The organism is Streptomyces sp. NPDC050388 (genome assembly GCF_040655635.1).
GTDB lineage: Bacteria > Actinomycetota > Actinomycetes > Streptomycetales > Streptomycetaceae > Streptomyces.
The window spans coordinates 149,291-161,412 of sequence record NZ_JBFAKH010000004.1 but is presented as its reverse complement, the minus strand read 5'-3'; the positions used below and the strand labels follow the sequence as shown (position 1 = coordinate 161,412).

Annotated in this window: 13 protein-coding genes; 4 read left to right on the top strand and 9 right to left on the bottom strand. The window is 73.1% G+C overall.

Translation table 11 applies throughout. The features are described 5' to 3' along the window. On the top strand, positions 1-327 hold the full coding sequence (locus AB0I73_RS04050; RefSeq protein WP_202274736.1) for an antibiotic biosynthesis monooxygenase: 327 nt from the start codon (positions 1-3) through the stop codon (positions 325-327). Positions 328-569: 242 nt separating this feature from the next. Here AB0I73_RS04050 and AB0I73_RS04045 read toward each other — a convergent pair whose 3' ends face one another. The 4 genes from AB0I73_RS04045 to AB0I73_RS04030 all read right to left on the bottom strand — a co-directional run bounded on the left by AB0I73_RS04045 (position 570) and on the right by AB0I73_RS04030 (position 3,892). Then, the gene (locus AB0I73_RS04045; RefSeq protein ID WP_004985680.1) at positions 570-773 is read right to left on the bottom strand and encodes a cold-shock protein; all 204 of its coding nucleotides are present in this window, start codon (positions 771-773) and stop codon (positions 570-572) included. Between the two features lie 241 nt (positions 774-1,014). Further along, a complete protein-coding gene (locus tag AB0I73_RS04040) occupies positions 1,015-1,395 on the bottom strand; it encodes a MerR family transcriptional regulator (protein ID WP_363033511.1) in 381 nt (126 codons plus the stop codon). Positions 1,396-1,566: 171 nt separating this feature from the next. After that, complete coding sequence (locus AB0I73_RS04035) at positions 1,567-1,938, bottom strand: DUF6479 family protein (RefSeq protein WP_363033509.1); 372 nt, start codon at positions 1,936-1,938, stop codon at positions 1,567-1,569. Positions 1,939-2,179: 241 nt separating this feature from the next. Then, positions 2,180-3,892, bottom strand: coding sequence for a glycoside hydrolase family 13 protein (locus tag AB0I73_RS04030; RefSeq protein WP_363033570.1), 1,713 nt, complete (start codon positions 3,890-3,892; stop codon positions 2,180-2,182). A 391-nt stretch (positions 3,893-4,283) separates the two neighbouring features. Between AB0I73_RS04030 and AB0I73_RS04025 the strand changes: the two genes are divergently transcribed. Further along, a complete protein-coding gene (locus AB0I73_RS04025) occupies positions 4,284-5,252 on the top strand; it encodes an LAETG motif-containing sortase-dependent surface protein (RefSeq protein ID WP_363033507.1) in 969 nt (322 codons plus the stop codon). 73 nt (positions 5,253-5,325) lie between these two features. On the opposite strand, the gene AB0I73_RS04020 is transcribed toward AB0I73_RS04025, so the two are convergent. Next, positions 5,326-6,321, bottom strand: a complete 996-nt coding sequence (locus AB0I73_RS04020; protein ID WP_363033505.1) for a nucleoside hydrolase — start codon at positions 6,319-6,321, stop codon at positions 5,326-5,328. 266 nt (positions 6,322-6,587) lie between these two features. Here AB0I73_RS04020 and AB0I73_RS04015 point away from each other — a divergent pair, with 266 nt between their 5' ends. Then, a complete protein-coding gene (locus AB0I73_RS04015) occupies positions 6,588-7,403 on the top strand; it encodes a hypothetical protein (protein WP_363033503.1) in 816 nt (271 codons plus the stop codon). 26 nt (positions 7,404-7,429) lie between these two features. Here the strand turns inward: AB0I73_RS04015 and AB0I73_RS04010 are convergent, their stop codons facing one another. Then, positions 7,430-7,699 (bottom strand): hypothetical protein, encoded by a 270-nt coding sequence (locus tag AB0I73_RS04010; protein WP_363033501.1) that lies wholly within the window; start codon positions 7,697-7,699, stop codon positions 7,430-7,432. 59 nt (positions 7,700-7,758) lie between these two features. Continuing rightward, entirely contained in the window at positions 7,759-9,102 is a 1,344-nt protein-coding gene (locus tag AB0I73_RS04005) for a helix-turn-helix domain-containing protein (RefSeq protein ID WP_363033499.1), read from the bottom strand. A gap of 98 nt (positions 9,103-9,200) precedes the next feature. Between AB0I73_RS04005 and AB0I73_RS04000 the strand changes: the two genes are divergently transcribed. After that, positions 9,201-9,368 (top strand): hypothetical protein, encoded by a 168-nt coding sequence (locus AB0I73_RS04000; RefSeq protein ID WP_363033497.1) that lies wholly within the window; start codon positions 9,201-9,203, stop codon positions 9,366-9,368. Positions 9,369-9,617: 249 nt separating this feature from the next. Here AB0I73_RS04000 and AB0I73_RS03995 read toward each other — a convergent pair whose 3' ends face one another. Both AB0I73_RS03995 and AB0I73_RS03990 read right to left on the bottom strand, forming a co-directional pair. Then, positions 9,618-10,784 carry a hypothetical protein gene (locus AB0I73_RS03995; RefSeq protein WP_363033495.1) on the bottom strand — a complete coding sequence of 389 codons (1,167 nt, stop codon included), beginning with the start codon at positions 10,782-10,784 and terminating at the stop codon, positions 9,618-9,620. Between the two features lie 110 nt (positions 10,785-10,894). Next, a complete protein-coding gene (locus AB0I73_RS03990) occupies positions 10,895-12,097 on the bottom strand; it encodes a PP2C family protein-serine/threonine phosphatase (protein ID WP_363033493.1) in 1,203 nt (400 codons plus the stop codon). Between the last annotated feature and the right edge of the window lie 25 nt (positions 12,098-12,122).

Genomic DNA, 12,122 nt, shown 5'->3' with positions numbered 1-12,122 from the left:
ATGAGCATCGTCAAGATCAACGTACTCACGGTCCCGGAAGAGCAGCGGGAGACGCTGGAGCAGCGGTTCGCCGCGCGGGCGGGGGCGGTGGAGGGTTCGGACGGCTTCGAGTGGTTCGAGCTGCTGCGCCCGGTGGAGGGCACCGACACCTATCTCGTCTACACCCGCTGGCGGTCCGAGGAGGACTTCCAGCGCTGGATGGAGGGCCGCGCCCAGGCCGCACACGGCGGTGAGGGCGCGCAGGGCGACCGCCCGAAGCCCGCGGCCACGGGAGCGACGCTGTGGTCCTTCGAGGTGGTCCAGCAGACCGGCCCCCAGCAGGCCTGACCCACCGCTGCGGCGCCCCCGCGTTCGCCCGGACCGTACACGTCGGTCACCCGTCCGGCGGAGAAGCGCACGAGCCGACGAGCGGGCACTCGGCGGAAAGGGGCGGCCTCGGCCCGCCGGCCCTTTCCTTCCCGGGCGGCGGAACACACGCAGGAGCCGGAGCCCGGAAAACACGGAGCAGGGGCCCCGCACCGATGTGCGGGGCCCCTGCTGAAATCCCTGCGTACTCGCGTACGTACGGGTCAGGCGGGAACGATGTTCTCGGCCTGCGGGCCCTTCTGGCCCTGCGTGACGTCGAAGGTCACCTTCTGGCCCTCCTGGAGCTCACGGAAGCCCGAGGTGGCGATGTTCGAGTAGTGGGCGAACACGTCGGCGCCGCCGCCGTCCTGCTCGATGAAGCCGAAGCCCTTTTCCGAGTTGAACCACTTCACCGTACCGGTGGCCATATCAAATCTCCTGAGACAGTGCACGGGAAAACGCACTTCACGAATTCCCTCATCGTCGCGATGATCACCTGCCCGGAGAACCGGTAGCAAACTGGCAACCACAACTGCAACTGACGTCAGCTTAGCATGGACCATATCCACGGCAAGCGAGGAAAATCACCGAAAACAACGTCGACAACGCGTTTAAGGAAATAGATTTCCGTGACGGATACTGGATTTCTGTTCCGGTGGGAACAGATTTTCAGCGGTGCTGGTGCACGGCATCCGCGCCCCGTCGACGCAGCTCCTCGTTGAGCCGCTCGAGCTGCTCCAGCCGCTCCTCCAGGTCGATGATGCGACACGCGGCGTCGACCGGAGTCCCCTGGTCGACGAGTTCGCGGGCCCTGGCGGCGAGCTTCAGCTGGTGGCGCGAGTAGCGGCGGTGGCCGCCCTCCGAGCGCATCGGGGTGATCAGTTCCGCCTCGCCCAGGGCACGGAGGAAGGCGGGTGTCGCTCCGACCAGTTCGGCGGCCCTGCCCATGGTGTAGGCCGGGAAATGGTCGTCGTCGAGCCGGTCGGCGACGGGCAGCCGGGCGTCGTCCGGCTGCGGGGCGCCGGCATACGGCTGACTCTCCGGGGGCATGCGCACCTTCCTGCGGACCGCAGGGGACACGGACCGCCACGGGGACGGGTTCCCCACACCGGAACTCTAATCGCCTCGGCGGAAAAACTGTCGCGGCGCACACAGATGTCCGTGCCTGCCCCTGTTCCGCTTGCGGGGGAGACGGGGATCCCCCTTTCACGAGGGGAGCACTCAGACGTGCCCGGGGCCTCCGCTGCCGAAGCCGCCGCTGGAGCCGGGCAGCCAGCGCCGCCGCTGCTGGTCCTTCCCGGTTCTGGTCGCGGAGTGACGGAGCTGGTAGGGCATGAGCCGTTCGCCGTCCCTGGACACCACCGGCACCTCGTCCGGCTCCCGCATCTCCCGCATCTCGTGGACCGCGCCGGTCTCCGGCAGCTTCGGCTGGTCCTCGGGGCTGGGGCGGCGTTCTTCTTGATCCATGACCTTCATGCCGACAAGTACGGCCCAGACCAGCGCGCCGGCCACGACCAGCCCGCCGACGAAGGCCGCGAGCAGGCTCAGTATTTGCTGGCTCGCGGCCAGCAGTTCATACGATGTCGCGTTCATGGTCCGATTATGGATGAGAAAGTGAGATAAAGCACCCGAATGCCCTATTCGCCCCTTCGGGAGGTCTCGGCGGGTGCCCCGCGCTCATTCAGCCGCTCCGGCAGGCGGGGGCCCCCGTGCCGTGACAAATTACCGACGGAGGGAAGGCCGGGACGGGCCGTCGCGTCCCCACGTGTGCAGCTCGGGGCCCGCCCCCGGCCTTCCCGCTCACCCCACCCGGTCCCTCGAGACGGACACAGGATCAGGAGTCGGGCCGGGAGCTCGGGGCGGGGGGTGTTCCGGGGAGCAGCCATGCCGTGGTGTCCGGGCCCAGGCTGCCGTCGGTCAGGGGGGCGCTGGACAGCAGGACCTCGCCGGCGGGGAGGGGGACCGGGTCGGGTGACAGGTTGGCCACACAGCGCCAGCCGTCGTTGCGGTCGAACCGCAGCACCCCGGCGGGGGGGTCCTTCGCCCAGGTCAGCGTCTCGCCCTCCTGGAGCTTGCGGCGCAGGCGCAGGGCCGCGCGGTACAGCTCCAGGGTCGAGCCCGGCACCCCCTCCCGCGCCTGCGCCCCGTCCTGCGCCTCGACGGCGTACGCGCCGAAGTCCGGCGGCTGCGGCAGCCAGGCGCCACCCGCGCCGAAGCCGTACGACGGTCCGGTCGTCGTCCAGGGCAGCGGCACCCGGCAGCCGTCGCGGCCCTTGCGGACACGCCCCGTCTGCTCCCAGATCGGGTCCTGGAGGACCTCGATGGGCAGGTCGGCGACCTCGGGCAGGCCGAGTTCCTCGCCCTGGTAGACGTAGGCCGAGCCGGGCAGCGCCAGCATCAGCAGGGTCGCCGCGTGGGCCCGGCGCAGCCCGGCGGCGGCGTCGACGGCCGGGGCGTGTCCGCCGGACAGCAGCCAGGCGTTGTCGTCCGTGCCCGGCGGCAGCATCAGGCGCGAGGCGTGGCGTACGACGTCGTGGTTGGAGAGCACCCAGGTCGCCGGGGACCCCGCCGCACGGGCGGTCGCGAGCGAGTCGGTGATGACCCGGCGGAGCGCCTCCGCCTCCCAGGGAGCCTGCAGATACTCGAAGTCGAAGGCCTGGCCCAGTTCGTCCGGCCGGGCGTACAGGGCGCGCCGGGCGCCGGGGACCCAGGCCTCCGCGACGGCCGTGCGGGGCGGGGAGCAGGCGTCGAGGATCTTGCGCCAGTCGCGGTAGATCTCGTGCACCTCGTCCCGGTCGTAGAACGGATGGGTGCCGGGCGGGAACTCGGCGAGGGCGGCCTCGCCGCCCGGTTCGGTGGTGCCGAGGTCGCGCAGCGGCTCGCCCAGGTCCTTGGCGAGGGCGTGCGCGACGTCGACGCGGAAGCCGTCCACCCCCCGGTCGGCCCAGAACCGCAGGGTGGTGCGGAAGTCGGCGCGGACGTCCTCGTTCGCCCAGTTCAGGTCGGGCTGTTCGGCGGCGAAGAGGTGCAGGTACCACTGTCCGTCGGGCACCCGCCGCCAGGCACTGCCGCCGAAGACGGACTGCCAGTCGGTGGGCGGGTGTTCGCCCCGCGGGCCGCGCCCGTCGCGGAAGACGTAGCGCTCGCGGGCCGGGGAGCCGGGGCCGGCGCGCAGCGCCTCCTGGAACCAGACGTGCTGGTGGGAGGTGTGGTTGGGGACGATGTCGACGATCACCTTGAGGCCCAGGCGGTGGGCCTCGGCGACCAGCGCGCCGAAGTCGTCGAGGGTGCCGAGGCGCGGGTCGACGTCCCGTGGGTCGGCGACGTCGTAGCCGCCGTCGGCGAGTTCGGAGGGGTAGAACGGACTCAGCCAGAGGGCGTCCACGCCCAGGGCGGCGAGGTGGGTGAGGCGCCGGGTGACGCCGCGCAGGTCGCCGAGACCGTCGCCGTCGGCGTCGGCGAAGCTGCGCGGATAGACCTGGTAGACGACGGCCTGCCGCCACCAGTCGGGGTTGCGCGAGGAGAGGTCGGGCGCGGCGTCGGACAGAACGCCTGTGACGGGTGGGGCCGGGGCGGAGGCCGGCGGGGTCGGCCGGGGGGCGGGCGGAGCGGTGCGGTCGGTCACGCGGTCTCCTCCGGGTGGGTGCGGGCGACAGCATGAATCTGTCCAGAAGGCCGCAAAAGCGAACACACGGGCGGAGCGGAGGCATTCCCTCCTTGTGTGACGGGCACGTGAAGAGCGCGCAACTCCCCTTGCGTCAGCGCAGGTTGACAGGGTGATGCGGCGCGGTCACCATGAAGGCGCACTGAGGCACATGTGACCAATGAGCCTCGTGTTTCTTCGACCACTCATGCCCGGGACGGCCGGCCGCCGCGTGCTGCCCTGCTGCCCTGCCGCCGTGCCCCGGTCTCCGGCACACGCCAAGAATGGGATCCGCATGTCCATAGCGAGACGTGTCCTCACCCGCCGCCTGCTGGGGACGGGCGCCGCGACCCTCGCCCTCTGCGCGGCCACCACCGTCGCCGCGACCTCCGCCTCCGCCCACGGCTCTCCCGGCGGGGGCGGCTGGAAGTCGGGCGGCGACTACCGGCCGGGTACCGGTGCCGGCACGGTCACCGAGACCGACCGCTGCCAGTTCTCGCTCGACGGCAAGAACTTCTTCGACTCCGTCAAGGTCGACGACCAGAACCTGCGGCCCAGCGAGGACGGCAAGGTCCACCTCGAGGTCCGCACCGCCGGTGACGCGTCCACCTGCACCGCCTCGCTCGCCTCCTACCTGGCGCACGGCGCCACCTTCGCCTCCTCCGGCGAGCAGGTCTTCGTCGACTTCGACACGGTGACGGTCAAGCCCGGCACGACCGATTCCCTCGACATCGCCGTCCCGGACAAGGGCTGCTTCGCGCAGATCGACCTCTACCGGGGCGCCGTGAAGTTCGACGGCAAGCTGGACGCGAACGACGGCTTCGAGCACGGTGAGCTGCCGAAGGGGCCGGACCGTCCGGTCATCAAGGACAAGCTGATCGCGGCCTGGAACGGCGGCACGAAGGACTGCACCGCCGACACCCCGGCCGAGGAGCCGGCCCCCGAGCCGTCCACCTCCGCACCGGAGCCGTCGAAGCCGTCGGAGCCGTCGAAGCCCGCCGAGGACACCACCGCGCCGGCCTCCGGGACGCCGGGCGAGCCGTCCGCGACGCCCGGCACCGACACGCCCGACCAGTCCCCCTCCGAGCCGGCCACCGAACCGGGGGCCTCGCCGAACGGCGGCAGCGACAACCTCGCGGAGACCGGCGCCGACGGCAACACCGGCCCGTTCGCGATCGGCGCGGCGGTTCTGCTGGCGGGCGGCGCGGCGCTCGTCGTGGTCACCCGCCGCAAGCGCACCGGCACCAGCGCCGACGGCCGGTAACCGGTAGCGCCCACCTGCACGCCCGGCCCGTCCCCCGCGGGCCGGGCGTTCGGGGTCGGGGCGGACGGCGGGCCTACCGCTGCGCTCCGGCCCCTCCTCCCTCCACGGTCGCCAGGTAGAGCCGCACGTAGCGCCGTACGTCCACGTCCAGCCCGACGTCCACCAGGCACTGCTCGCGCGTGCCCTCGTGCAGTTCGGACTCGCCGATCCGGGGGCGGCGGTCGACCACGGTCTGGCCGCGGGCCGGGCCGGGGCCCAGGGAGACCTCGACGGGGAGCCGGTGGGTGGTCAGGCCCTCCGGATCGACGACCGCGCACAGCGCACCCGCGTCGCCGAGCCCGCCCGCGTCCTCGGTGGGGTCCTCGGGGGCGCTGCCGGGTGTCGCGGGCCGGTGGGCCAGCAGGTCACCGGCCAGCCGGGCGCCCGGTTCGGTGCTCGCGCGCAGCCTGCGCACCTCGGCCGCCGGGACGACGACCCGGTGGAACACGTCCAGGCCGTACATCGTGATCGGCACCCCCGCGGTGAGCAGGATCGCGGCGGCCTCCGGGTCGTGCCAGACGTTGAACTCGGCCACCGGGGTGGCGTTGCCGACGCCCGCCGCGCCACCCATGAACACGATCCGCTCGATGTTGCGGGTGACCTCGGGATGTGTCCGCAGCAGCAGCGCGATGTTGGTCGGCGGGGCGGTGGGCACCAGGGTGACCGGGCGCGGGGAGGCGAGGATCTCGCGGCGCAGCAGGGCCACCGCGTCCACGTCCGCCGGGAGGCGCCGCGGGGCGGGCAGGCCGAGGTCGCCCATCCCGTCGTGGCCGTGGACGTGCCGTGCGGAACGCGGCGCCTCGATCAGCGGGCGCTCGGCGCCCCGGGCGACCGGAATGCCGGGCGCGCCCGCCTGTTCCAGCACGGTGAGCGTGTTGCGGACGACGCCGTCCACGTCCGTGTTGCCGACCACGCAGGTCACCGCGCGCAGGTCGATCCCCGGGTGACGGACGGCGAACAGCAGGGCCAGGGCGTCGTCGACACCCGTGTCGCAGTCGATGATCACCGGGATGGGCAGACCGTTCGGCACGGCGCGGACTCCTTCGGGGTGGGGTCGGGGAAGAGCCAGGGACGGAAATCACGAGCGGGAACCACGAGCGGAAACCACGGACGGGAAGGGAACACAAAGGTGGCACAGAGGAGCCGCGAAGGGGGCAGGGACGGTTTCCCCCGCGCGTTCACCCGGACGGACCGCCGCGCTGGTGGGGCGGGCGGCTCGGTGGTGCCGTAAGAGCACGTCCCGACCCTGGGCGAGCAGAACACAGCCGCAGCCCGGCTCCACCAGGAGGCACCCCGATGACGCACGCCCAGGCCGCCGCCCGCGTCCTTCTCGCCTCCGCGCTGTCGGTGTCCGCGCTGCTGGCCACGGCCGCCTGTTCCGTCGGCGGGCAGGACGGCCCCGGGACGGTGGTGCCGTCGTCCGTCCCCGCCCCGGCGTCGGCCTCGTCGTCCTCCGCCGCGCCGGCCGCCGAGCAGCCCTCCGCGTCACCGCCCGACGCCGGGCTGAGCAAGGAGCAGGTCCGGGCCGCACTGATCACGGAGACGGACCTGGGACAGCCCTGGGTGCCGACGCGGGGTGCGGCGACCTGGCGGGACGGGCTGCTCAAGGCGGACACGAAGAACGCCGACTGCCGGCGTCTGCTCGACGTCCTCTACACCGAGGAGCTGTTCGGCACGCCGACCGGACCGCGGGCCGTGGTCACCCTGGACGACGCCTACAACGGCGCCCAACTGCGTTACCAGGTCGCCGCGTACCGGCCCGCCGACGTGGACCGCACACTGAAGTGGCTCGGCGGACTGCCTGGCAAGTGCGGGGAGTTCAAGGCGACGACCAAGCGGGACGGCGTGCAGGAGACCGAGGTCGACGCGCTGCGGCTGCCGAAGATCGGGGACGCGCGGCAGGCGTTGCGGGTCAGCATGACCGGCAAGGCGCCCGACGGGGAGCCGACGCATCTCACCCTGGACGTCGCGGTGGTCCGCATCGGTGAGGACACCATCACCCTCACCAACGGCGGATTCGGCGAGGTTCTGTCCGAACTCACCCAGGTGATAGCGGAGTTCGGGGCTGACCGGCTGACGGAGATCAGGAAGCAGGGGCGCGCGGAGGTCTGACCGCGGTTCCGGTCGCCCGGCACCGCTCAGCCCAGACGGTCCACGGCCTCCTTGGCCTCGGCCAGGCCCGCTCCGGTGGCCTCGCGGTAGGCCTTGACCGCCTGGATCCTCTTGCCCTCCCGCACGAGCGCGACGATCTCCTCCCGGTGCGGGACCTCCTCGTGCAGGTCCAGGTGCTCGAGTACGAGGTCGAGCTTGCGTTCGAGGCGGGCGGCACGGCGGCCGGCCCGGGAGATCTCGACCTTGACGGTGATGATGCCGAGGAACACGATGAGGAAGGGCACGGCTACGTCCATTCCGGCAGCTCAGGCGGCGGGGGCTGCGCCTCCGAAGGATTTCGGCTCCGGGCTCGTGTTCAGACCGGCGGCTGGGCCGGGGCCGGTCCCAGGGTCGTGGTGCCCGGGGCCGTGCGGTGGCCGAGACCGGTGCGGTAGGCGTCCAGGGCGGCCTCGACGCGGCCGGTGCGGCGGAGCAGGTCGCCGAGGAGGCGGCACAGGTCGGCCAGGTCGCCGACCGCCCCCGCCCGCTCCAGCAGGCTCATCGCGCGGACGTAGTGCTCCTCGGCCTGCTCGGGGTCGCGCACGTCCTCGGCGATGATGCCGAGCAGCCGGTGCGCCGCCGCCGCGTGCACCGCGCCCCGTTCGGGGGAGAGGCCGCCGAGCACGTCCCGCAGCAGGGCGGCCGCCTCCTGTGAACTTCCGCGCCGGTGCAGTACGTCGGCCAGCTCCACGGTGACCTGACTGCTGTAGAGGACGGCACGGGTGGCCGACAGCATCTCCAACGCCTGACGTAACTCCCGTTCCGCAAGCTCGAGTTCACCGTTCTGCGCATACACGTACCCGCGCATCCAGTGGCAGTTGGCGAGCTCCGTACGCAGGTGCAGCCCGCGGTACAGCTCGGCCGCCTTGGCCAGCGAGGCGTCGGCCTCGGCGATCCGGCCCTCGGCGAGCAGGGTGCGGGCCACCGACCGGTGCATGCGCGCCACCAGCGCCGGGTCACCGGCCTGCGGGGCGAGCGTCAGTGCGAGCTCCGCCGCCTGGGCGGCACGCGCGTGTGCGCCCATGTCCATGTACGGGCCGATCGCGCTGGCGTAGAGCAGCAGCAGCGCGTCCGGGTCGTGCAGCCCGGCCCGGTTCAGCTCGTCGAGGGTGGACTCCAGCAGGTAGACCGCGTACCGGAGTTCGCCCGCGAGGTAGTGCGCGACGGCCCGTCCGCGCAGCGCCGGCACCCGGGCCGGCAGCGGGGCGTCGGCGAGACGTTTCTCCGCCCGTTCGAAGTACTCGCGGCCGGGTTCCAGTTCACCGGCCTCCAGTGCGCATTCGCCGAGCCCGAGCAGCGCGGCGGCCTGCTCCTCGGCGAGGTCCTGCGCCTCGGCCTCGGCGAGCAGCCCGGAGTACTGCCGCACCGCCGTCGCGGCCTCGCCGAGGGCGAGGGAGCGCTGGGCCTCGGTCAGCCGGAACCGTAACTCGGTGACGAGCCGCGCCGAACGCCCGGTCGCCAGTTCGTCGAACGTGACTCCGAGCCGGTCGGCGAGATGCCGCAGGGCGTCGTCGGAGGGCCGCACCCGTCCGGCCTCCAGCGTGGAGACGTAGGCAGGGGTGTACACCGGCTCGGCCAGCTGTTTCTGGGTCAGTCCGCGCTGCATGCGCAGCCGCTGCACCCGACGCCCGATGATGTCCGGATCGTCACGCTCCCCCACCGCCAACTCCCCCTGCGCCTCTTGCCGTTCGCGACCGACAGCCCCTAGGTTAAACCGCGGATTAAACCCGCTTAACCCGTCGTTGTTGCGAGGTCGCCGTGCTGGAACGCATTCGCACCACCAGGCGTTACGCCAGAGGCTTCGTCGCGGCCGTCGCCGCGGTCGCCGCACTGGTCCTGGCAGCCAACGCGGGCCCGGCCGAGACCACCCACGTCGAGGAGTCGGAGCAGCGCACCACGGCCCCGGTGGAGGCCGCGGTCCGCTAGGGCCCGCCCGGCGGAGCAGGGCGCAGGAAATCGACGGCGCTCTGTCGGCGCGGGTGAGCGGGGCGATGGGGGCGCCCCTCGCTCATGGAGGTCCCTCCCGCTTGTGGGGTCCCCTGCTCGAAGAGCTCGGGGGAGGGCGTGCCGGGCCCCGCGTCCGCGGCAGGATCCGCCGGGCAGGCCCGGGGCACCCCGGCCCCCGCTCCTCCGGCAGGAGCCGTCTCAGCCATGCCCCACCACCGTGCGGGCTCTTCAGTTCTGCGTCTGCAACTGGCTCAGCTGCCGCCGCACGTGGTCCAGGGCCCCCTGTTGCCGTCCGGGTACGCGGGCGCGCAACTCCGCCAGCTGCAGGCCGAGTTCACGGGCCCGTACCGGGTCTTCGATCCGGCCCCACTGGTGGTGCGCCCGGTCCACGGCCGTTTCGACGACGGAGGCGTCCACCGCCTGGCCGGTGTTCAGCCGTGCGGCGGCCACCGTCAGCCAGGTACGGCAGCTGAGCGTCGCGTCCCCGGCCAGCATCGCCAGATCGGCACGGACCTCGGCCCAGTGCAGCGCCTCCTCGGAGGCGGGCCCGTACGCGAGGACGGCACTGTGCTCGTGCCGCGCGGCGAGCGCGTCGGCGTCCGCGTGGCGGCCGGACCGCACGGCCGCCGTGATGGCCGCGTGCGGGTCCCCCGGGGCGGGCCCGGACCCGCGCCGCGCCAGTACCAGACCGGGGTGCGCGCTCTCCGCGGCGACCCGGGTCAGCGCCTGCTGGTGCAGTTCCTCGTTCGACGGACGCCGTCCGCTGCGCAGCAGCGTCGCGACCGCCTTCATGTACGCCGGCACCGCGACCGTACGACGGGAGGGCGGCGGCGCGACACGGCCGTACACGGCGGTGTCACGGCCGGAGTCGAGCACGAGCGGCGCCGGGGCCGGCACCGGGGTCTGCGGGACGGACTGCTGGTGGGGCAGCAGCCGGGGTGCCTGCGGGGAACCCGGTGGCTGCGGGGAGCACAGTGCCTGCCAGGTCTCCGGGTCCGCGTACAGGTCGAGGACCAACGTCGTGGCGCCCGGGGGCCGCAGCCGCAGCTCCTCCCGGAACCAGTGCCACGGGAACGCCGTGTAGCGCGCGGTCGACGCGGTGGTGCGGGCCAGTGCCAGATGGGGCAGGCGCTGGCGGCGGTCGAGCAGCAGCTGTCCGGTGACGTACACGGTGAGCGGTCCGGGAGCGGTCGCGGCGGCGCGCAGTCGGGTCAGGACGGCCTGCGGCTCGAGCGGGTCGGCGAGTTCGACGACGTTCGCGGTGTCCGTGCCGGACAGCACGGCGGGCGGTACGGCCGCGAGGACGGGGAGCACCGACGCCGCGTCCACCAGCCGCCCCCGTCCCAGCGGCGAGGCCGCCAGCAGCAGCACGGTCCCGGGCGTGGTCCCTGACACGATTCCCTCCCTCTGTCGATCGCCCTGTCGATCGGCCTGCGATCGGCCTGCGATCGGCCCGTCGATCACCCAGACCAGCACCGTAACCGCTGTGGCTCCCGCCGGGGGGCTCAGATCCGTGAACGTCCCCCTTCGGGGCGTTCGCCCCCGGGTGCGTGGATTCGGCGGACGGCGAAGGCGGTCGTGTCGTCGGTCAGCCGGCCGCCGCTGTGCCGGAGTGTCCCCTCCCTCACGAAGGCGACCAGCCGGCCCGGTTCGGCGAGGCCCGGGTCCCGCGTGACCGCCCGCGCCACCTCCTCGGCGAGCCGGTAGAACGCCCCGTGGGCGTCCCGCGCCTCGGTCACCCCGTCGGTGACCACCAGCAGCGTCTCGTCGACGGCCAGCGGCAGCCGGTGCACGCGCACCGGGGCGGGGTCCAACTCGCGCAGGCCCAGCGGAAGACCACCGGTCACGGGCAGCGACCGTACGCTGCCGGGCCCCACGACCAGCGGCGGTTCGTGGCCGAGGACGACGGTCTCCACCGTGTCGGAGGAGGCCGCGGGGAAGCCCAGCAGCACGGCGGTGGCGAAGCGGTCGCCCTCGGCCCGGCCGAGGGCCCTGGTGTAGTCCCGGTGAGACAGCATCCGCTCCTCCAGCCGCTCGGCGACGGTCGTCAGCCGCGGCTCGTGGCAGCCCGCCTCGCGGAACGTGCCGAGCAGCACCGACGCCGTCTCGACCGCGCCCAGCCCCTTGCCCTGGACGTCCCCGACGAGGACCCGGGTACCGTACGGGCCCGGCTGGATGTCGTAGAAGTCACCGCCCACCCGGGCACCGACCTCCGGGCTGAGGTAGACGCCCGCGTGCTCCAGGCCGCCCCAGAGCGGCGGCAGGGGGCGCAGCACCGTGCGGCGGACCGTGTCGGCCACGTCCCGCGTGTACAGCGCGCGCCGCTCACCGCGCACCCGGACCGCGCACGCCAGCGTCGCCAGGACACCGCCGACGGTGACGAGGATGAAATCGGGCAGCCCCGTCTGGAACTCGTGCGGCCAGGCGCTGTCGACGGCCGAGAAGGTGCCGATCGCGAGCGCCGCGAACACGGCCGTGCCCCACACCCCGCAGATCGCGGCGGCGATGCCCGGCACCAGCACGATCCAGGAGATGATCCGGAACTCTCCGCCGGTGTGGTAGTCGGCCGCCGCGATGACGACCAGCAGCAGGAGCGGCGGCACCCAGGCGACACCGCGTCCCCGTACCCGCAGCAGTTCGTACCGGTGCACGGCATCCCCGCGACCGGCTCGGGAGTGCCGGTCGTGTCCCTTGCTGCCCTGGCGCACCGCCCCAGCGAAGCACGCGGCCGCA